We start from the raw sequence: 23673 nt of genomic DNA on the forward strand, positions 1-23673 counted from the left end.
CAGTCCTTTCCTACTTAAATATAGTGTTTTTCTCTTAATTTATTTAAAACATTAACAGCCATTTCACTAACTGTTCCTTCTAACATTTCACCTTTTCCCTTTGGTGCTGGTGTAAATGAACGGAATACTTGAGTTGGAGATGCATTTAATCCACAATCCTTTGGATCTAACTCTACATCTTCATGATTCCATACTGTTATTTCTTTCTTATAAGCATTAACTATTCCACCTATAGACATATATCTTGGTTCGTTTAACTCCTTAACAGCAGTTAAAAGACAAGGTGTTTGTACCTCTATTACTTCATATCCATCTTCCATTTGTCTATGAACTATAGCTTTACCTTCTTCTAGTTTTATATCTTGAACATATGTTACAACTGGCAAACCTAATCTTTGTGCGACTTGTGGACCTACTTGAGCTGTATCTCCATCTATTGCTTGACGTCCTGCAAAAATCACATCAACATTTTCTACTTTTCTAATACCTGCTGCTATTGTTGTGGAAGTAGCACATGTATCAGCTCCTCCAAAGGCACGGTCACTTAGAAGATATGCTTCATCTGCTCCCATAGCTAGACATTCTCTTAACATATATGTTGCTTGTGGTGGTCCCATTGTTATAACTGCAACTTTTGTATCGGGATTTTCATCTTTATAAGTTAATGCAGCTTCTAAAGCGTTAGCGTCATCTGGATTTAATATACTTGGAACTCCATCACGTATTAATGTTCCTTTTACTGGATCTATTTTTACTTCGTTAGTATCAGGTACTTGTTTTACACAAACTAAAATCTTCATATTATTGTCCTCCCCTTACTTCTTTAAAAGTTTTCCTGCTATAACCATTTGTTGAACTTGAGATGTTCCTTCGTAAATTGTAAATACACGACAATCTCTATACATACGTTCAACTTTATAATCTTTTATAAATCCATAACCACCATGGATTTGTACTGCTTTACCAGCAATTTCATTACAAACTTCTGATGAGAAATATTTTGCCATTGATGCTGCTTTAGATGCATCTTTATGGTTGTCCATTAAGTATGCTGTCTTATATACTAATTGTTTTGCAGCCTCTAACTTTGTTGCCATGTCTGCAATCATAAAGCTTATAGCTTGAAAATCTGCAATTCTTCTTCCAAATTGCTTTCTTTCTTTTGCATATTTGATAGCTTCATCTAATGCACCTTGAGCTACACCTATTGATTGTGCTGCAACACCCATACGACCTGTATCTAAAGTCTTCATTGCATTTATGAATCCTTTTCCTTCTTCTCCTAATAAATCACTTTTATGAACTCTTACATTTTCTAAAATAATATCACTAGTGGCACATCCTACTACACCCATTTTGTGCTCTGGTTTACCACATGATACTCCTGGAAGTGTCATATCAACTACGAAAGCACTTATTCCTTTAGCTCCTTTAGTAGCATCTGTTTTAGCATAAACTATTGAGTAATCTGCAAGTGGTGCCATTGTTATAAAACACTTACGTCCATTTAATACATAATAGTCTCCATCTTTTACTGCAGTAGTTGTCATGCTTGCAGCATCTGAACCTGCTCCTGGTTCTGTTAAAGCAAAAGCTAATTTCTTTTTACCAGTTATAACAGGTCTTAAATACTTTTCCTTTTGCTCATCAGTTCCTGATAATTGTAATGGTCCTCCTGATAGTGAGTTTGGAGATGATACGTAAATGCTAGCTACTCCACTAACTCTAGCTATTTCTTCCATAACAATTACATAAGCTCTAGCGTCAGCTCCTTGACCACCTAATTCTACTGGAGCCTTTATACCAAAAAAGCCTGCCTTAGCCATCTTTTCTAATATTTCTTCTGGAAATTCACCTGTTTCTTCAACTTTATCAAGAATTTCATTTGTTAATTCTTTTTCTGCAAAATCTCTAGCTAATTTCCTTATTAAGTCATGTTGTTCTGTAAAATACATATATACTCCTCCTTGTTATTAATTCTCTCTTCTACAATTTTTTTTAGCTTTCCTAATTTTATCTTCCCACTGGATGTAGTAGGAAGTTTATCAAATACCAATACATATTTAGGTACTTTATACGCTGTTAAATATTTAGATACTATAGCCTGAACTTCTTCCTTAGATACTTCACAATTTTCTTTAGGAACAACACAAGCTACAATCTCTTCTTGAAGCACCTCTGCTTCAACTCCAATCACTTTAACTTCTTTTATAGAAGGCAATTTTTTTATATAATATTCAATCTCTACAGGTGAAATATTTTCTCCACCTCGAATTATTATTTCTTTTATCCTACCTTTTACATAAAGGTAACCCTCTTTATCTATAAATCCCAAATCTCCCGTATGTAACCATCCAGTTGAATCTATTACCTCGTCTGTCTCCAATGGCATCTTATAATAACCTTTCATCACATGATATCCTCTTGTAAGAATTTCTCCTAATTCACCTTCTTTTGATTCTCTGTTTTCTTTGCAATTCCATATCTTAACTTCAACATTATCTATAGATTTACCAACACTAACTGCCTTCTTTTCAATAGAATCATTAAGTGCTGATATAGTAATACAAGGTGAGGTTTCTGTTTGTCCATATGATGGTTGTAAATATTTCAAATTTAATATTTTGCATATATTGATATACTCTTCTGAATGTATAGCTGAACCAGCAATAATCCCACTTTTAACAGAAGAAATATCATAATCTTTTAACTTACTATTTCGTACAATTGCCATGAACATAGTGGGAACTCCATTTAGTACAGTGCATTTATACTTTTCAATCTGATTTAATACTTCACATGTTTTATAATACTTAATCAAGTGAATACATGATCCTGAATGTACTGCTGATAAAATTCCAGCTGTTATTCCAAAGCAATGAAATAATCTTACAGCAACACATATTTTATCTTGTTCATTCCATCCCATTTGTCTTGAAATTGATAAAGAATTATTTACCAGATTATAATGAGAAAGCAAAACTCCTTTTTGACTCTTAGTAGTACCTGATGTAAACATAATGCTTGCAGTATCCTTGGCATTTACTTGGTTTATAGCTTGTATAAGTTTTTTACAATCATCTACAGGCATATCACTTGGATAATCTGATCTCCTATACCATTTGATATCATCATTTTTTTCTAAGGGAAATGTATTTTTTAACTTAGGCAAGTTTGATATATTAATCTTGTCTAAAATATCTTTATAATTTAAATCCTTAATCCCATTTCCATAGAAAATGTATTCTACATCTGAATACTTTAATATTTTTTCAAGTTCTGTCTCCTTATAACAGGTATTAATTAATATAGCTATAGCCCCTAGCTTAACTAAAGCAAAATATGCAAATACCCAATTTGGAGTATTAACACTCCATATACCTACATGAGTTCCTTTCTTTATTCCATACTTTAAATACTTAACTGCTAAAAAGTCAGAAATTTCATCTATTTCCCTCCAGCTATAACTATAATCACGATAACTTAATCCAATGATACCCGGAGTCTTTTCAGCTCTTTCTTTTAAACAATATCCAATTGTCTTTGAGATAAGTTTATCCATGGTAATACACTCCTTGAATATCTTAGTATACTTGTATACAAGTTAAAATAGCATAGTTGAGAGTAACCTTATTATTTATGCCATTAAAACATCTATCGGTTACCCCAACTTTAGCTTTTTAAAATTAATCTACTTTTCCCATTGCTTCTAAAATCATTCTAATTATATAAGGAATTACTATAACAGCAATAGTTACATATCCTAGATATCCATATCCTTTTTGAACAAGAGGAAGTAATCCAAATTGAGCTATACCAAATGCTAAAAGAGTAAATCCAATACCAGTTATTATTGTTAATTTTGTTGGTTTACCATTTGCCTTTTCCCTAACTTCTGGCTTTTCGTAAGCATTTGTTACACGTTGAATAACACCAGCTATCATATTAACAGCAGTAGATATAGCTCCTAAAATTATAAGTATTGATATAATTGGTGTCATGAATGATGATCCTACTCCACCTCTAACTAAAAGTAATATTGGAACACTAGAAGTTGTTAAATCTGGATTATTTACTATAGCTATCATTCCTAATGTAGATAACATTATAATTCCAGCATTAACAAAAAATCCATAAATCATACTAGTTTTAGCTTCTTTTGTTGATGAGAATGGCTCAGCATGTTGTACTAATAAGCCTATTGATGCTAATTGGAATGCTCCATAGATAAAACATTGCCATAATGCTGGTCCTGCTGGTGCTGGATTAGCTGCCATTGCACCTATATTTGAAGATATATTTCCCCAGTTAGCTATTATATTAGGAATATATACTATTAATAAACCAACTATTATAATTACTGATAATGTAGAAGCAGCCTTTCTTACTATATTAGTTCCGTATATAGTTATTAAAAATATAAATGCCCCTATTATTAATGTACATAGCATATATGGAAGCCCAGTTAATTCTTCCATTGTAGATCCACCTGTAGCGAATGCAACTGATGGCGCTAAGCATAAAAGAATTATATAAACTATTTCATATAAATTTGAAAATATTGGTGCAAACTTACCATAAAAACTATCGTTAAAACTTCTATAATCATAAGTATTATGTTTCTTTGCATGACGTAACGCATACCATTGGAAGACAGCACCAATTGCTTGTGCTAGAATTGGTGTTATTAACGCCCATATACCAAAAGCTACAAAGTATTGAATTAATTGTGCTCCTGATGCAAAACCACCGCCAAATTGAGTAGTGAACCAAACAAATGCAACACCTACTGCAACTGGCATCTTACTTTTATCTATTAAACCTACTGAACCTTTACCCTTTTCTCCCATTGTAATTACCTTCTCTCATTAAATTTTAACTTCTAACATTTCTCTAAATGTTTGAATAGCAGTGTTTGCTTGTCCATAGTTAACCATTTGGCGATCTACTTCTATCTGTAATGTCATTATATCTTCAGAATCACATGCTTTCTTAATTATTACGTAATCAAACTCTTCAGGGTCACAGAATTTTGTCATTACAAAGATTACCCCTTCAGCATTATATTCTTTTACTAAATCAACAACATAATCAGCACGCTTTTTATCAACATCATACAATACTGAACAATTGCCCATATTAGCAAACTTTTCAGCTAATGACTCTAAAGCATTTCCTTCTTCAAGGGCATCCACTCTATATTGTCTTGATTCATGTGCTACATCATCTGCAACTATTTGAATATCGTTAGCATCGAATATTTCTAATAAATTTTTATTATCAACTAATATTCCTGATGTAACTACTTTGATCTTACTAGTTGTTTCTTTTGGCATCTTGCCCAATTCTTCTATTAATTCATTAACTAGCTTAGTGTGATCTTCTTTTAACATGAAATAGGCACTCTTAAAGATATCACTTCTTTGAGATGCAGTTATAGAAGGATAATCCACTAAAACTTTACTTATCTCTCTCATTGCCTTATTATGCTTATTATAAACCTTTACAGACTTGCTTAACTCCTCCTCTGAGAACTTAGCACCTGTTATGTTTTCTAAATCTTTTATTACTCTCTCATAACCAACCTTTGTAAAAGTCTTTCCAACTTCATTATTACGATTTTGAGGATATGTCATTGGAACAAATGGAATATTTTCAACTGCATATTTCCAGTTTTGTCCTAAACACTTTAAAGAATCACATAAAGATGGGATGACTATTGCAGAAACCCCTTCATAGTCTCCATTCATTCCAAGCTCTAATACAGATTGCATTATGCTACATATAAAAGCTGGGAAATATCTCTTTGCTTCTTTAACTTCTACATCTGCTCCCCATGTACCAAATGGTACTAGTCCCATAGAGTGAATAATTTCTTCTGGAGTATAAACTGGAACACATGCTACGACTTTCTTTCCTTCTGCAAGGAAGCTATCTAATTGCTTCTTTGGAGACGTAGCAATATCATGAAATTTATTTAGTAATTCATTTACTGCCATAATTATCTACCTCCCTTGTTTACTTCCATAATTTCAGCTAAACCTTGAACTCTAGTTTCATATTGAGCTTCTGAGAAGTTACGTGGATCTGCCTGATCTCCATCAAATGAAGTAACTGGAACATTACATCTTTCACCTATTTGACGGCTCATTTCATACATAAATCCACTCCAAAGTTTACAAGAACGGTTAGTGTGAACTAATAATCCTTCAGCTTTTGTCTTATTAACTATTTCAACTCTCTTGTCTCTAGCTAATTCAAGATTCATTGCATTTGGAACTCTACAGTATGCTTTTATTAATCCATCGAAATCATCATATATAAATCCGAAAGCATCTGCATAAATAGTAGCAACCATGTTTATTCCTCTAGACTTTAGTCCAGTGGCTGTTGCTCTAAGATGTGGCCAACATGCAATACCTTCAAACATTATCCTATACTTTTCTTCTGCTCTAAAGGTACTTGTCCCTTCTTTAACAGCTTTTTTATATTCTTCTAATAATGTTTCAAAAGCTTCGGCTGCTTCTACTGTACCTCTCGCACATACTGCAACTGCCATATGGTTTAATAAATCAAAACCATTTAATGGAGATGGAGTATACTTAGTATATGATGTAGCTTCTAACCAAGCTTTTGATGTACGATTGGTTATAGCCATTACTTCTTTAAACTTTTCATCTGACCATTTCTTACCTGTAATTTCTTCTAATTGTTTTATTGCTGCTAAGAATTGCCCCTTAACGTAAGCAACTTCCTCGTCAGTAACTTCATAATCTGGATTAAAAGGTATATCTATTAAAATCATTGGAATATTAAGTTCTTTTGCAATATTTTCATACCACTTAATCATGCAATTACAAATATTATTACAGCATAATACAAAATCAGGTTGAGGCATATTTTGCTCTGGAGCATCCTTTACCTTCATATATGCAAGGCTAATTCTTGCATAAGCACAGATATCATTTGAATATCCGTCACCTTCTGCTACATTACACAATCTTTCTCCAGCTCCTCTTGCAGCTATTGCAGCAGCTTGATTTTCTGGATAACAAACCTTTATTCCAAGTGTTTGGAATATTTCTTGTGGAAAGTTACTTGCACACCAGCCTATCTTTTCACCTCTGTCTTTTGCTTCTTGAACTTCCTTGTAATGCTTTACTATAATTTCATTAAGTTTGTACTTAGCTGAATTTGGATCTGGTTTGTATTTTTGTTTTTGACTTCCTTCTCCCATTCTAAATCCCCCTTAATTTTTTGATCTATCATATGCGTACAATGCTGCTCCTAAAGCCCCCATTAATTGAGCCTTATCAGAGTAAAGTATCGGAACCCCTAGCTCTACCTCTAAAGCCTTACGAACACCTCCATTCTGTGCAACACCGCCACTCATACACACTGTTTCTTTTATACCTACTCTTTTTACCAATGCAGCAACTCTTACTGCTACCGATTGACAAATTCCAGCAACTACATTAGGAATAGTAGCTCCCATTGCTAATTGTGAAATTACCTCTGATTCTGCAAATACTGTACAAGTATTTGAAATTTTCACAGGGTTGTCTGCTTTTTTTGCTTCGCTTTCTAGTTCACTTATATCTAATTGTAAAATATTAGCCATTACATCTAAAAATCTTCCAGTACCAGCAGCACATTTATCATTCATTAAAAAATTGCTCATTTGGCCCTTAGAGTTAACTGTTAATACTTTTGCATCCTGTCCCCCGATATCAATAATTGTTCCAGCTTCAGGGAAAATAAACTTTACACCTCTTGCATGACAACTTAATTCACTTATTTCATAATTAGCTTTTGTAAAGCTTCTTCTACCATATCCAGTTGCCACTATGTAACAAATATCTTCCATTGAAATACCAGCATTTTCAAATGCTACTTCTAATGCTTTTATTGGCCCATTTGTTCCAATTCCAGCAGTTACTATAGCAGTTCCAACAATACTTTTACCATCTTTCAATATCACTACCTTAGAAGTAGTTGATCCAATATCAATTCCTAAGCTATACATAAATCTCCTCATTTTAAAGTTTTTCAACTCTTTCTTGACATAATTTTAACAATAAATTTCAAAAAAAAATCCCTCTTTGTAATTGATATTAATTTAACAATTTTGATCAAAAAAATTTTATTTGCATTCTAGTATACAAGTTGCTTGAAAATATATTTGTTGCATATAATCTATGATGCAACAAATATTTTATTAAACTACTTACTTTACAGAATGCATTTTCTCTTGTATACAAGTTTTACAATTTAAATATACCAAATTTTATAAATTCTGTAAATAGTCTTCTGTTAATTTTTTATTTATTTTTTATTTATCACCTTTAAAATATTCTGGATATTGCTCCCTTGCTCTTTTATCCATGCTAGCAACAGTCTTTAAATGTCTTGCAATAGCATTTTGTGCTTCAATAATATTTCTTTCTGCTATCCATTCAATAATAATGCTATGTTCTATTATGAGCTCTTTAATTCTATGATCAAAGGCTACATTAAATGCTCTCCATCTAACTAAATGTAACATTGACTCACTTACTAAACTTAACAAAGACTCTCTTCCTAAACTATTATATAAGATTTGATGAAACTCATAATCGACCTTTTCAAACTCTTTATCATAATGATCACATTCATTATATTCTAATTGTTTTTCTAGATTTTCCTTTAACTTCTTCACTATATTATCTATCTCTTCATCTTTTAATGTAGTAATTATCTGAAATATTATTTCCTTTTCTACTGCTGTTCTTAAAATTTCAAGATTTCTAATATGATCCAAATCAAAAAGACTTACATATGTACCCCTTTGCGGTAGAATATCTATAAGATTTTCTTTATTTAATCTAGTGAAGACTATTCTTATAACTGATCTTGATATATTATACTCTTGACACATGTGATTTTCACTTATTTTCTGACCTGGTACTAATTCTAAAGTTAAAATTCTATTTTTTATACTTTCGTAAATTTCATCTGTTCCCATCAAATTACTATTATTAGCAAAATAACCCACTTTATTTCCCCACTTCCATACTCTTAATTTGTTTATTTATATTTTTCTTATAGTCATTTAATTTATATTTAACTATTATAATATACTACAAATATTTAATAAATAATTTATATCTTTTAATTTCAATTATCACCTCTATTATTTTGCCCTTATATCAGTTAAAATACGATTTTCATTATTTTAAACTATTCTATCATATTTACATAATTAGTTCCATTTTATGTATAGCACAGTTTTATTTAGAGGTATGTTCTTAGCATCTTCACTTACTGTTAACCTAAAAAGCCATATCGAAAATTACTCTCGATATGGCCCTTATTTTATACTTTACACTTTTCTAAATTATTATCTTTTAGTGTTTTTTTATAATAATTAGTTTCAGTATATATATCCTCTTTTAATGGATTCTTTTTATATTTCTTTATTGTGTATATCATGTATAAGAACATTCCTACATTAAACACAAAGGAAATTACGCTAATAATCATCCACATACTTTCTTTATATACAGGAACTATTTGAAAATATTGACTTTGCTGATAATCAAATGATAATGAGAACATTGCATATAAAGCTAATATTTGAGCTCTATGCTGAAGCCATGCTCCTCTTTTAAATATTAATTCAGCTAACACTGCAGCTAGTAAAATACCTAATCCTGCATACATTGATCTTGTTGATATACAGTTATATACATAGGCAAAGTTCCATAATGTATAACCTACAATATATATCCATGTCATATCAGCCCATATCATATCCTTTGATTTATCTTTAGATACTTTAATTCCTGCAAAACCTGTTAATGTAACTATACATAAGATACCTGCAATTGCATTTAGTATATTCCAAACACCTCCAAGTACTACTATTCCACCTGGATCTACTTGCATAGATTTAAATTTAACGAATATTTCAAGTTCTCTATACACAGCTTCTGCAATATTTATTGAAAGGATTGAAACTGGAAATATAACTGCAAATTTTGATTTACCAAGCTTTGTAAATCTTATTAGCATAAATCCTAATACACCTGTTAATGCTGATACAACCTTAACCCATGCAAACCAAGTTTTTCCTGTTGGTGAACTTAGTACATTTGTAAATACTAATATAGCTAGTACTACCGGTAATATACAGTATGCTAATATAGATAACATTTTTGATTTTCTTGTAACCTCATTTATTACTATCCATACTGCAATAAACAGTATAAGTGCAATTATTGACCCTAATGAATAATTCTCATAAAATAATCCCATACGGATACCCCCTAATATTTTTTAGTAAGCAACAACCTCTTTTATATTAAACTCTTGACCTGATATTAAGTCATATTCTTCTCCACTACAGCTAGGACATATTCTTTTATACTTTATAACGTTATATATCTCATTACATCTTTTACATTTTGCATTTGCTGGTAGTACTATTATTTCTAGTTCAGTATCTTCGTATGGTGTTTCATTTACAGCTGCTGGGTAACATTCTTCTATAAATCTTGGTATAGATTGTGACAATTCACCTATTTCTAATACAATCTTCTGTACCTTTGTTAGATTGTTTTCCTTTGAAAAATTATCTACAACCTTTATTACCTCATATACAATTCCTAATTCATGCATATTACTACTCCTAATTTTTCTACTTCATCTATTATCTTGTTTTAGTAAATGGATTAATTTTATTTGCAGTAATCTTAAGCTTTCTAGTTATTGTATTTTTTATTACTGTCTTTGGTAGTTCATCAATATCATAACCTTCAGCATCATGAACTTTTACTAACTTAATTGCATCAAATTTACATCTTAAAGTACAAGCTCCACATCCAACACATAAATACTCATCAGTTTTAGTAGCACCACAGCTTAAGCATCTAGCTGTTTCCTTTTTAATTTGCTCTTCTGTTAATGTACCTCTCAAATCTTTAAATGTTCTTTTTGCTTCCTTACCATCAACATGTTTAATTTTTTGTCTTGGTGTTTCATCATATCCTTTTATTAAAGCTAAATTTTCTTTGTCTAAAGCCTTGTAATAATGGTTATCTCTACCTAATACTAGTGATTGTCCTCTTTGAACAAACCTATGGATAGATACAGCAGCTTCTTTACCTGCTGCAATAGCATCTATTGCAAACCTTGGTCCACTAGCTACGTCTCCTCCTGCAAAAATATCACTCTTAGTAGTTTGTAATGTAATATTATCTACCTTTATAGTACCTCTTGGAGATAATTCTACATCTTCACCTTCTAAAAGATTTCCATAGTTATAAGTTTGTCCTACTGATAATAACACATAATCACATTTAATAACTTTTGTTTCCTTTTCATCAAATTTAGGATTAAATCTTCCATTTTCGTCTATTGTAGATAAACAACGTTTAAACTCTACAGCTACAACCTTGTTATTCTCTCTTACTACTCTTGTTGGCCCCCATGAATTATTAACGTTTATTTCTTCTTCTAAAGCTTCCTCTACCTCTTCAATATGAGCTGGCATAGTTTCTCTTGATTCTAAGCAGAAAATATCTACAGCATTTACTTTATCTAATCTTACTGCAGTTCTAGCTACATCAATAGCAACATTTCCTCCTCCGATAACTACAACCTTTCCACTTACCTCAGTTTTCTCTCCAAGGTTAACATCTCTTAAGAAATCTACTCCACTTACTACTTCCTCTGAATTTTCTCCATCTATACCTAGCTCTCTTCCTGATTGTGCTCCAATTGCTATATAGAAAGCGTTAAATCCTTCATCTCTAAGGTCCTTTATTGTAATATCTTTACCAATTTCAACACCGGTTTCAAATTTAACTCCCATTTCTCTTAAAACATCTATTTCCGCATCTATTACATCTTTTTCTAATCTGTATGATGGAATACCTAAAGTTAACATACCACCCAATCTCTTTTGCTTTTCAAAAACAGTTATATCATAACCATCTATAGCTAAATCATAAGCACAAGTTAAACCAGAAGGCCCTCCTCCTATTATCGCAATCTTTTTATCACTATAATCATGTCTTTTTCTTGGTATATATCTGCTGTGTTGATGTAAATCTTTTTCAGCTATAAACTTCTTTATATCATCAACTGCTACCGCTTCATCGATATTTCCTCTAGTACAATCTTCTTCACACAACCTAGGACAAATACGTCCACATACTGCTGGTAATGGGTTATGCTTCTTTATAAGCTCTAAAGCTTCTGTATATCTCCCTTGTGATGCAAGCTTGACATAACCCTGTACTGGAATATGTGCAGGACATTTTGTAATACAAGGTGCTGTACCTGAATCTAAAGCATTTTTTCTATTTGTTCTATAATCTGAATTCCACTTATCTTCATTCCACTCTGTATTTTTTGGTATAATTTTAGTTATTTGTTCATCTATTGGTTTAATTGAACATAACTTTTGTCCTAATCTTAATGCATTTGTTGGGCATACATCTACACATTCTCCACAAGCAACACACTTACTTTCATCTACCACTGATTTATAATTTGACCTTACAATATCATTATTTATAAACTCATTTGCAAGTCTCATGGCATAACATCCACATCCACAACAATTACATATTGCATGAGTATTACCTACTCCATCTAGGTTTGGTATAGAGTGCATTAATCCGTTATCTTCAGCTCTTTTAATTATGTCAAAGGCTTCTTCTCTTGTAATCTCACGCCCACGCCCTGTTTTGATATAGTACTCAGCTGCATGATCTAATTGGATACACATATCTTCCTTTAGATGACCACAGCCTTCACCCATTTCTTCTCTAGATGTTCTACATGAACAGTTTGATACTGAAAATACTGTAGCTTCTTCTAAATATTTTGAAATCTCTTCATAAGAAGCTCTTCTCGAATTACTATCAATAGCTCTTTCAATTGGTATAACACGCATTGGTCCTCCACCTATTGGCATTACACCTGCAGCCATAGGACCCTTTTTGCTACCGAAATAATAAAATGCTTCTGCTACCTCAGGATATTTTTGTACTAACTCCTTATTATTATTTATCATTTCTAAGTGTCCCGGAACAAATATATCTTGCCAATACATATCAACTCCATCTATTGTATTAACAAAGGCAACACCAGCCCAAGCAATATAATCTAACGCTTCCTTTACCTTTTCATAAGGTTCTCCACTAGCTTTTGCAACATCTTCTGCACTAACCTTTTCTCTAAATTTTAAGTGCATAGCTATTTTAGCTTGATAATCATCAAGTACTGGAGCTAAAGCATAATACTCTGGTCCAAAAGGAATTGCTTCACGTGAGCTTCCAGCCTTTGTTCTTCCGATCTTGTTAGCTAAATCTACTATTATTTGTCTATATTCTCTGTTACCAACATCTCCCCATGTTAAAGCAAAGTCAAATCTTTTTGACTTATTAAAATTTGTTTTTTCTTGTTTCTTTGACATAAATTAATTCTCCCCCTTTATTTGTTCTCTAAGCCATTTAACCCAAAGTTCTACTCCTTCACCGGTTTTAGCAGAAATCGGAATTATAATGATATCCTTATTAAGCTTTCTAACTCTTTCTTCAAGTAAATCCATATTAAAATCAAAATGTTCCATAACATCAATTTTATTTACTATTAATACATCTACTTTTCCAAATATTTTAGGGTACTTTAATGGCTTGTCATCTCCTTCTGGAACACTTAGTATAGCAACATTTTTCATTGCTCCTGTATCGTATCCTACTGGACAAATGAGATTTCCTATATTTTCTAAAAACAATAAATCTAGACCTTCAACGCCAAGTTCATCTATTCCTTGCTTTGTCATAGTTGCATCTAAATGACACAATCCACCTGTATGTAATTGAATAGCTTTTGCCCCTGCATCTTCTACAGTTTTTGCATCTACATCAGAATCAATATCCGCTTCTAGCACTCCTATTTTCATTTCATCTTTTAATGAATTAATTGTACTTACCAATGTAGTCGTTTTCCCGCTACCTGGAGATGACATAATGTTAACTAAAAATACACCTTGTTTTTTAAGCTCATCTCTTGTAGTTTCAGCTATTTTTGTATTTTCCTCTTGTAATCCTTTTTTTATTGTGAATACCTTAAATTGATTCATATTATTCCTCCTTAACCCACTATTTAACTTGATTATAGCAACTTGTTTATTTTTTAACAACCAATCTTTTACAGCTTAGTTTTTTTATAATTTACTTTTGCAAAGTGTTTACATTATGAAAAGGTATACTCTATTTGCTCTTTAGCATTTTATCTAAATATTTTTAATAGCAATATGTTAACATTTCCCTAAAGTAAACTTTTTTATTGCAAAGGCTAGCTTTACATTATAAACTATTATTGTAATTATCTTCTAATAAGGTGTGATTTAATATGGATAAAGATTTTAAGTTTAAAGTTATTACCGAAGCATCTAGTAATGGAGTAAGTAAAACTTGTGAAAAATATGGCATTTCAAGGACTTTATATTATCGTTGGTTAAATAGGTATAAAGCTAAGGGAATTGATGGTCTAAGTTCTGCTAAAAAGGATTTTATACCTAATAATAAAATTAGTAACGAAATTGAGACTGCATTACTTAATCTTATAAAACAATATCCAACCTATGGCCCTAAAGCTATTAAATACTTATTTGATGATCTTGGTTATAAAATAAGTGAATCAGCTATATACAACATCATGAAGAGAAATAATCTATCTAAAAAAGAAGAAAGGTTAAAGTTTAGTAGAAAACAACAAACTAAAGTAACTACAGCTTTACCTAATTTAAATGAGATCCTTAGTGGTGAATGTTGGCTTTTCTGGATAACAGACTACGGTTATTATAATCACCTTGGTCACATATATGAATACACATTATTTGATTATAAAAGTAGAATTGCCTGTTCTAGGCTATATAACAATATTACCTTTAGTAATTTTGAAGATATTTTGACTTCTACTGCTATGCCAGTTGCAAAAACACTTAATTTAAAAATAAGTTATTTATGCTTTTTTCAATCTTGTAAAATAATGAATATATCTACTAAAACTTTTAACTATAGAATAAATAAAATATTAGATGATAATGGATTTGATTTTAAAATACATACTTTTATGGATAAAAATGAAGATTTAAATAGAGTAAACATATTAAAAAAACACTTTACAGAAAAAACTTCCTCATTTTTAGTTCCATTGCTTAATAAAGATATAACTTTTTTAGAACTTAAACTTAAGTTTCAAGATTATATAAGAAATTATAATATTGCTGATAAGCATATTTTTGATATAGGAGAATATACACCTGTTGAATATCATAATAAGCTAAGTAACACTAAACTTATTTTACCTATATGGGCATATATTAAAAGGGAATATTAAGGGGGTATACATATGAGAGTAGCTGTAATCGGTGGCGGCTTTTCTGGGCTTCTTGCTGCATATCTACTGGAGAAAGAAGGTATTGATGTAACTGTATATGAAAAAGAAGAACAAGCTGGTGGCCATTGTAAAACTTTAGTTAGTAAAAACATTAATATTGATATTGGTACTGTTTGTTCATTTACAGGCAATATAAAGGAATTACTAATTCAATTACAAGTTGATTACGTAGAGCGATTTCTTTACAGAAACTTTGTTGATGAAAATTATAATTCTGTTGAACATATGTTAAGAGATGATGTTCTATTACTTATGGATGAATTATCTAACCTAAGTAAGATCTTATCAAAATATGCCTCTTATCTTGATGATATAAACTACGGATATATTCCTGACGATTTAAATGTTTCACTCAAAGATTTTCTTAAAAGTAACGGTTTAAATCTTATATGCCAATTAATTTCTCCCTATCTATCATCCTTTGGCTTTGGATCAATGGATAAAGTACAAGCCTACTATGTATTTAAAATCTTTGATTTAAATACAATATATGCATTTGTTATAGGTAAAAAATCATTATTTATAAAAAATGGCACTAAAGAGCTTATAAATAAGCTTTGTGAAAATATTTCAAATATTAGATATTCAATTGAAGTTAAAAGTATTGAAACTATTCAAAATAAAGTTAAGATAGATACTCTTTACGATACAGAATCCTTTGATAAAGTATTGATTAGCACTAAAATACCTGAAAATATTATTAAAGATACTGTTTATAATGAATTTATGAAAAACATCAATACAAATCCATTTATCCTTTGTGCTTACGAAATATTTAATACAGATTTAATAACAACTTATTATAAATCTCACTTAGGTAAAAAAGACAAACTACAATTCTTCTACATTTATAAGCAAAACAATAGAAATATCCTTTTAGCTTACTCCTATGGAAAAATCACTAAAGATATTGTAAATGATATCACAGCTGATATTAATAAATTAGGAATTAAAATCAAAACTCTTCTAACTGTAAAGCAATGGGATATTTTCCCTCACGTAAAATCTAACAATTTAAATCAAAGTTTTTACCAAGAGATAAATAGACCTAATAGCTTAAGTAATATTACTCTAATTGGATCACTAGTTTCTAAACCATCAATAGATACTTTATATTTATCTGTTAGAAGTGCTGTAAACAGTATACTTAAAAATTCCTAACCTAGTTTATTATAAAAAGACGTCATGTTTATTCTCATGACGTCTTAAATGATAGAATTTATTAAAATTATATATCTTATATTAAATAACCTTAAATTCTTTCCATTTTTCAGATTTAAATCTTATATAGAAAATAACTCCTCTAATACTCCAATCTAGACACATAGCAAATGCTATTCCTATAACACCCATATTCAAGTATACAGCAAATATAATAGAGAATATTAATCTTCCAAGTACTGTTGATGCAATAGAAACTATCATTGTAAATTTAATATCTCCAGCAGCTCTCAGCCCATTACTTAAGGGCCCTGAAAATGGAAATGCTACCGTATTAAAAATATTATGAATTAGTACTAAGATAATAACTAAGTTTCTTGTCTGCGTCGATATTGAGTAAAAGTTCATAATAAACGGCGTAATTGCAAAAATAAATACATTCCATATAATTGATAAAACTAATGTCAATTTCGTTATTTTCTTAAAATAATAACTTGCTGCTTCTTTATCATTGGCCCCCATACATTGTCCTATCACTGTTATATAAACTGGCCCCATAGTTACCCCTATCAAAGCAGCTAATGACCAAATACTTTGTGCAATACCATTTGCCGCAATTTGATATGTTCCAAATAATGCTACAATACTGCTTAGTGCAACTTTAACCAATTGGAAAATTCCATTTTCAACACCATTTGGTATCGCAATTCTTAGAATTTTCTTTAGCATACTATTGCTCCAGTTAAAAATCCATTTCATCTCAAAATGAGTACTATATTTTTTATTAAAGCACAATATAGTAATTGCAACTGCTGAAAAAGCTCTTGCTATCAATGAAGGATACGCAACCCCTGCAACTCCTGCTTTTAAAACAAATACCCCTATAACATTTCCAACAGCATTAATAACATTAGCTATAATAGAAACATACATTGTAACACTTGTTTTTCCTATACTTCTATACAAAGCTGCTCCCGCATTATATATAGCTAGTGCTGGATAAGAATATGCAGATATCCTTAGATATGTTATGCAAGATTCCATAACTGAATTTTCAACCTTTCCAAATAATAACTTCAATAATGTTTCATTTAATAATAAAACTAATATTGATAGTATAATAGAAAATATTGTTGAAAACATTAAAAGCTGACTTGATGCTTTTATACTATTCTCCTTATCTTTATTTCCTATATACTGACTAATAACAACAGCTCCCCCCGAAGCCAAAGCTGTAAATAAGTAAATAAATATAGTATTAAACATATTTACAAGAGAAACCCCTGATACTGCCGCTTCCCCTGCATAGCTAATTACAAATGTATCTACTATTCCAACTAACATAACTAATAATTGCTCAAAGAAAAGTGGAACAATTATTCTTTTTAAATCTTTATTGGTAAATATCATTATTAAATACTCCTTTTTTTAGCCATAACTCCAACTAATGAATGAGGTTTGTACAATTTTTCTAAATATTTAATTTCTTCATCAGTTAAGTTAACTTTCATTGAATTAATAGCCCCATCTATATGATGCTTTTTAGTTGCTCCAACAACTGGTGAAGTAACCTTAGTTAATAACCAAGCCAAAGATATCTCAGTCATAGAAACTCCCTTTTTATCAGCTAACTCCTCAACTCTTTTTATAATAGCTATATCATCATCATAAGAAGCATCGTATTTTCCTTTTGCATAAGTATCCTCCTTAAGACGTTTAGATTCCTCTCCAGGATGTTTTGATAATCTTCCTGATGCTAAAGCACTATAAGGTGTTAATGCAATATTTTCTTCCATGCAGTAAGGGACCATCTCTCTTTCCTCTTCTCTAAATATAAGATTATAATGACCTTGAACAGATACAAACTGTTCCCATCCTTTAGCTTTTGCTATTTCATTCGCTTTTGCAATCTGCCATCCATAGCAATTAGAAATACCTATATATCTTACTTTTTTCTTCTGAATTACTTCATGTAATCCTTCCATAATCTCTTCAATAGGAGTATTGTAATCCCACATGTGAAGTATATATAAATCAACATAATCCATATCTAATCTTTTTAAACTGTTATTTAAACAATTTTCAATATGTTCTTTACAGCTTATATTTTGCTCTATTTCAGCTTTCGTACGTGGAATAAACTTTGTTGCAATAACAACGTCTTCTCTTTTAGCATATTCCTTTATTGCTTTTCCTAAGAAAATCTCACTTGTACCTTCTTGATACCCCATAGCTGTATCAAAAAAGTTAATTCCATTGTCTAATGCATATTTTATAATTTCTTTAGATTCTTCATAAGGCAAAGTCCATGAATGCATTCCCTTTTGTGCTTCTCCAAATCCCATACAGCCTAAACACACTCTTGAAACATTCAAATTTGAATTACCTAGCTTCATATATTCCATTTTCATATATTATTTACCTCCTAAAATATACTTTTCTCCTGGAGCTAAAACCTTAATTCTCTCTGGATTTACTATTTTATCTACTAACACTTTTGGATTCCCATTAAATGGTGACATTTCAGGAGCATCTACACTTCCCCAATGAATGCAGATTAAATCACTGTTAGGATAAGTATTAGCTAATTTTATGGCTCCTTCTAACGTTATATGCCAAGGATTATCTGCAAAGTCAAATAATATAACATCTGGATCTTCCATATTTAAATGTTCTTCTAATAAAACCGAATCTCCTGGAAGCCATATTGTTCCATCAACTGTATTTAGTAAATATCCACAATAATCTTCTTCTTTCCATTGTCTATAATTATATTTTTTAGATTCATTTTGCCAATTATGCTTAGCAGCAGTTAAAGTAATATCAATATTTTTTATACTAAAAGAATCTTTGATATTATGCCCCGTCCCTGGAATCATTTCTTCACGCATAACTTCAGCAACGTAATTTGGAGCATGATAAGATTTACATATATCTATACACTCTCTGCAAGTTAATCTACTGAAATGATCATTATCAATATGAGTTATTAATATACCATCTAAAGCTGGAATATCTCTAGGTATTATCGGCATATCAATAAGCAATGGTATATCAAATCCTCCTAATAGTGGATCAATCATGATATTAGTCCCTCTGCTATTTATCATCATACTAGCATTTCCCATCCAATATATAGCTGTTTCGTTATTTTTATCAAAATTATCTTTATTCATTTTTATTGTTTTTGGAGCAACCGCCTGCCCCTTTTCATTAATTCTTATTTCCATAAAAAAATCTCCTTTTCTTTATGATATAATTTTATCTAAAAGAAAAGGAGACTTCAATTTATACAAATTTTTTAGAGTCTATATATTGACTTTTTCTATGAAATGTCAACTTTTATTCATATGGATTCCCTTTATTTTCTCCATCTTCAAAAAGTTTTTCCATACCTATACCACGCATCTTTGTAATCATAAGAGCAATATCTTCACAAGAAACTGGCATATCAGATAATATCCATGATAATGTCATACTTGTTGATGCTGTTGCATGATATTCTGTAGCAAATCTTAAAGCTTCTGGCATAATGGTTTCTCCATATAATTTCTGATGCCATTTCAAATCAAACTCTTTACAATGCTGAAAAATATAGTCCTTTAAACAATTCTGACCTTCTATCATACATGCTTCTTTCATAAACTTATGGTGTTGCTTCATATTTTGAAATGCAATTAATAAAGATTCATAAAATTTTATGCTCTTATTTTCATCATTAAAATCCGGAATAATTTTTGTATTATATACATATTGAATCAAATCATTTTTATCAATAAAATGATTATAAAAAGTTTGTCTGCTTACACCTGTTTTTTCTAATAATTGTTTTACTGTTATTGATTCTAGAGATTTATCTTTATTTAACTCTAATAATCCATTAGTAATTATATTCTTAATATTTATAGCCATAAGACCCCCATTTTATCTTTATCCTAATTAGCTTATTAATTTCTAATCACACTTAAATATTCTGTTAAAAAATAACTTAATTTTAATTATAAATATAAGTTATTTTTTTAATTAGAAGTATCTTCTTCCACTTCTTCTTGGTCTAAAGTCTGATCTTTTCTTAAAGCCCCTAAAGCTATGGTTATATCTCTCACCTTTTAGCTCTTGCATCTTCTCTTTACAGAATCTACATCTTTCACTTGGGTAATCCCAAGCTAGCTTCTTACCACAGTCTATACATACTCTTTCGTGATCAAGTAGATTTGTTAAAAGTAATTCATTTATTTTATTTGCTGTATTTTCTTTTTCCATTGATATATAGCTATTGTTTATCATAAGGTTAAAGTTTTTCCCAAAGGAATAGTTTAATTCTAATGATTTATAGTAGCTTTCAAGTTCATCAAGCTCTTTCTTTGTATTTACAATATTTTTAAACCTTGGTTTTTTTAAGTTTACTGCTCCTTCGCTATACATAATGCAGTATTCTTCCCATAGTGCCATTACAGTCTTATTATTTTCCTCAAAAGGAATTGTTGCCATCTTTAGCATATCACTTTTAGATGCTTTTATATTAAGAGCCTTTAATCTGTTTAAAAGATATATTATTGTTGTAACATCTGCTTTTTGATAATATCCTTTAGTAGGTGCGATGCTCCATGTCTTTAATGCATCTACAATATCTATATCTAACTCTAGTAATGAATCTGGAATTCCTATATAGCATTTTTCTATCTTTTTTGTTTTTTGAGTTAAAGCATCTTTTATTAAATTAATATCAGTAGTAGCTGTAACATATCCTTTATTATAAATCCCTTTACGTCCAGCTCTTCCTGCTATTTGCTTTATTTCAGGTACTCTTAATTTTCTTAAAGATATACCATCGTATTTTCTTGTTTCTAAAAATACAATACGTTTTATAGGAAGGTTTACTCCCATTCCTATAGCATCTGTACATACTATTACTTCTGTTTCACCATTTAAGAATCTTTCAAACTGCTTCTTTCTTGTTGAATATGGTAGTGAACCATAGATTATACTAGTCTTTATATTGTTATTAAGAAGCTGTGCAGAAACTGCTAGTGCTTTCTTTTTACCAAAGACAACTAATGCATCTCCTTTTTTAACATCTTTATTTAAGTCAAATTTCTTATCTTCAAATATAAGCTCTGTATCTCTTTTATGCTCAATAACTTCGTATGTATCTTTACAATCTTTTATTAGCTTAATTACTATATCTTTTGCTTCTGGCGCCATACATATATGGATTTCTGGAGCTAATACACCTATTATAGCCCTTGTCCATGCCCATCCTCTTTGCTTGTCAGCTATCATTTGAGCTTCATCTATAACACATATATCATACTCAGTTTCTAATTGTAGTTTTTCTATTGTTGAAGAAACGTGAGATGCGTATGAAACAATATCCTCTTCTTCTCCTGTTAAAAGAGAACATGATATATTTTCTGATCTAAGCTTATCTTGAATTTCTAATGCTAATAATCTTAGTGGAGCTAAGTAAACACCAGACTCTGCATCCATAAGTCTTTCAATACTTGCATGAGTCTTTCCTGTATTAGTATCACCAATATGAAGAATGAAGTGTCTTTTCATACTTCTTGCTTTTTCATATTCATCTATTGGATCATCATGAATTATATCCTGAATCTCATCTTTTACCTTATTTTTAATATAGATATTTTCAGATGTCCATACTAACCCTTTTATACATATCCATGGAATACACTCTCTAAACTCTTCCATGTCGTCAATAGATGGTGCTTTAGGATTTTCTTCTAAATAATCTTTGTAGAGAATATTTTCAACTGTAGCAACTCTTTTTATTAACTCTTTAACCTTATCTTCTTTATCTATTAGAGCCTTATTAAAGCCTTTTAAGCTAACACTTTTGTAATATCCAAAGATCATCTCTCTAGCATCTGATAAAAATAGCTTCATATGGTCTTCTGTCTTATAGATATTTATATTAATAAGATTGTCTAATTTACTATCAATAGAATTAACAACCTTAACTTTAAGTCTATTAATTCCCTTAGATAACTTTGAAGCATCTCTGCAGTTTTCTACCATAAGCTGAGTTAGCATTTTTTCATTATAGCTATTATCAACTTCTACTATTTCTACAGAATACTCATTAGGAATTCCTAGCAATTTGCATCCTTCTTCATAAATATCTAATAGAAGCTTATTATCTAATGAGCTTACCTTTGAAGAAACTTCACTTCCCCATCTAGTTTTATATCCATTACCTATTTCAGCTTTTATTTGCTCTTCTAATTTTATCTTCTTATTCTCATCTAACTCTTCTAAGTCCATGTCATAATAGACTTTTCCATCTCTGCTTCTCTTATACCATCTAACGCTATCAAATAAATATTCTGTATTATACCTCTTCTTAAAATTCTTGTATAACTCACCTTTTTTAAGCTCCATAGCTTCTGCCACTCTCTTATATAAAACAGTAGCAATATCCGCTGGTACATATTTATACTCAGCATCTGAATCATCAATAACCTTTCTTGGTATAAACTTAGATACCCCTTTAGGATAATTACCATCTTCAATTTCTTTTGCTTCTGCAACATATGAACCTTCCCATGATAATTCATATAGAAAGTCCTTTACGTACATATAATCATAAATATTGAATGGACCGTTATCCTTTAAGATAACCTTAGAATCCTTATCATTTTTATCAAAACTTGAATCATCTATATAAACCTTATGAGTTGTCTTTATGTAATTAACAAGCTCTTTTGTCATCTCTAAAATAAATTCATTATCTATATATTTAGATATTTCATTTTTAACTTCTTTTCTTAATGTACATTTAGTTGAACCCACTTTATCACTTCCTTTGTAATCTAAACCTATTCTTAACTATACATTATAAATTATATTTTGCAAATATACTTTCACTACTCAACTATAATTATTCTTTAATCAAAAATAAAAAAGTCACAGATTACTCTGCAACCTTAATATTATAACTCTTAAAATTTCATTATTTATATTAATTCTTTTGCTAATTTTCCAGTTATACTTTGTATACCACTTTTATACATCTAAGTGTTTTTTCTACATCTA

General features: G+C 30.4%; 19 protein-coding genes. 2 read left to right on the forward strand and 17 right to left on the reverse strand.

The features are described 5' to 3' along the window. Window positions 1-14: 14 nt before the first annotated feature. The 12 genes from etfB to hypB form a co-directional block, all read right to left on the reverse strand. Window positions 15-800: an electron transfer flavoprotein subunit beta gene (gene etfB, locus H8S20_RS11435; RefSeq protein WP_032118367.1), complete on the reverse strand. Its 786-nt coding sequence runs from the start codon at window positions 798-800 to the stop codon at window positions 15-17. Between the two features lie 15 nt (window positions 801-815). Then, window positions 816-1955, reverse strand: a complete 1140-nt coding sequence (locus H8S20_RS11440; RefSeq protein ID WP_032118366.1) for an acyl-CoA dehydrogenase family protein — start codon at window positions 1953-1955, stop codon at window positions 816-818. Continuing rightward, window positions 1928-3562, reverse strand: coding sequence for an AMP-binding protein (locus H8S20_RS11445; RefSeq protein WP_186860193.1), 1635 nt, complete (start codon window positions 3560-3562; stop codon window positions 1928-1930). Before H8S20_RS11445 ends, H8S20_RS11440 begins: the two co-directional genes overlap by 28 nt. Window positions 3563-3686: 124 nt before the next feature. Next, entirely contained in the window at window positions 3687-4850 is a 1164-nt protein-coding gene (locus H8S20_RS11450; RefSeq protein WP_032118365.1) for a YkvI family membrane protein, read from the reverse strand. Window positions 4851-4868: 18 nt separating this feature from the next. Continuing rightward, window positions 4869-5999, reverse strand: coding sequence for a 2-hydroxyacyl-CoA dehydratase subunit D (locus H8S20_RS11455; protein ID WP_186860194.1), 1131 nt, complete (start codon window positions 5997-5999; stop codon window positions 4869-4871). A gap of 2 nt (window positions 6000-6001) precedes the next feature. Next, a complete protein-coding gene (locus H8S20_RS11460; protein WP_032118364.1) occupies window positions 6002-7237 on the reverse strand; it encodes a 2-hydroxyacyl-CoA dehydratase subunit D in 1236 nt (411 codons plus the stop codon). 12 nt (window positions 7238-7249) lie between these two features. Beyond that, window positions 7250-8026, reverse strand: a complete 777-nt coding sequence (locus H8S20_RS11465; protein WP_186860195.1) for an acyl-CoA dehydratase activase — start codon at window positions 8024-8026, stop codon at window positions 7250-7252. A 306-nt stretch (window positions 8027-8332) separates the two neighbouring features. Next, on the reverse strand, window positions 8333-9034 hold the full coding sequence (locus tag H8S20_RS11470) for a GntR family transcriptional regulator (protein ID WP_051986863.1): 702 nt from the start codon (window positions 9032-9034) through the stop codon (window positions 8333-8335). A gap of 320 nt (window positions 9035-9354) precedes the next feature. Continuing rightward, window positions 9355-10296 carry a DUF5692 family protein gene (locus H8S20_RS11475; protein WP_186860196.1) on the reverse strand — a complete coding sequence of 314 codons (942 nt, stop codon included), beginning with the start codon at window positions 10294-10296 and terminating at the stop codon, window positions 9355-9357. 21 nt (window positions 10297-10317) lie between these two features. Beyond that, a complete protein-coding gene (locus H8S20_RS11480) occupies window positions 10318-10659 on the reverse strand; it encodes a hydrogenase maturation nickel metallochaperone HypA (protein ID WP_032118360.1) in 342 nt (113 codons plus the stop codon). A 31-nt stretch (window positions 10660-10690) separates the two neighbouring features. Continuing rightward, a complete protein-coding gene (locus tag H8S20_RS11485) occupies window positions 10691-13465 on the reverse strand; it encodes an FAD-dependent oxidoreductase (RefSeq protein ID WP_186860197.1) in 2775 nt (924 codons plus the stop codon). A gap of 3 nt (window positions 13466-13468) precedes the next feature. Further along, a complete protein-coding gene (hypB, locus tag H8S20_RS11490; protein WP_032118359.1) occupies window positions 13469-14134 on the reverse strand; it encodes a hydrogenase nickel incorporation protein HypB in 666 nt (221 codons plus the stop codon). A gap of 272 nt (window positions 14135-14406) precedes the next feature. Between hypB and H8S20_RS11495 the strand changes: the two genes are divergently transcribed. Continuing rightward, on the forward strand, window positions 14407-15396 hold the full coding sequence (locus H8S20_RS11495; RefSeq protein WP_186860198.1) for a helix-turn-helix domain-containing protein: 990 nt from the start codon (window positions 14407-14409) through the stop codon (window positions 15394-15396). Between the two features lie 12 nt (window positions 15397-15408). Further along, a complete protein-coding gene (locus H8S20_RS11500) occupies window positions 15409-16617 on the forward strand; it encodes an FAD-dependent oxidoreductase (protein WP_186860199.1) in 1209 nt (402 codons plus the stop codon). Between the two features lie 81 nt (window positions 16618-16698). Here H8S20_RS11500 and H8S20_RS11505 read toward each other — a convergent pair whose 3' ends face one another. From H8S20_RS11505 to H8S20_RS20815, 5 genes are all read right to left on the reverse strand, one after another. After that, window positions 16699-18027 carry an MATE family efflux transporter gene (locus tag H8S20_RS11505; RefSeq protein ID WP_186860200.1) on the reverse strand — a complete coding sequence of 443 codons (1329 nt, stop codon included), beginning with the start codon at window positions 18025-18027 and terminating at the stop codon, window positions 16699-16701. 2 nt (window positions 18028-18029) lie between these two features. Beyond that, a complete protein-coding gene (locus H8S20_RS11510) occupies window positions 18030-19022 on the reverse strand; it encodes an aldo/keto reductase (protein ID WP_186860203.1) in 993 nt (330 codons plus the stop codon). Between the two features lie 9 nt (window positions 19023-19031). Then, window positions 19032-19847 (reverse strand): MBL fold metallo-hydrolase, encoded by an 816-nt coding sequence (locus H8S20_RS11515; protein ID WP_186860201.1) that lies wholly within the window; start codon window positions 19845-19847, stop codon window positions 19032-19034. 112 nt (window positions 19848-19959) lie between these two features. Then, on the reverse strand, window positions 19960-20529 hold the full coding sequence (locus H8S20_RS11520) for a TetR/AcrR family transcriptional regulator C-terminal domain-containing protein (protein ID WP_186860202.1): 570 nt from the start codon (window positions 20527-20529) through the stop codon (window positions 19960-19962). 111 nt (window positions 20530-20640) lie between these two features. Continuing rightward, a complete protein-coding gene (locus H8S20_RS20815; protein ID WP_032118354.1) occupies window positions 20641-23430 on the reverse strand; it encodes a helicase-related protein in 2790 nt (929 codons plus the stop codon). Window positions 23431-23673: the final 243 nt, after the last annotated feature.

Source organism: Clostridium hominis, assembly GCF_014287825.1.
Taxonomy (GTDB): domain Bacteria; phylum Bacillota; class Clostridia; order Clostridiales; family Clostridiaceae; genus Clostridium; species Clostridium hominis.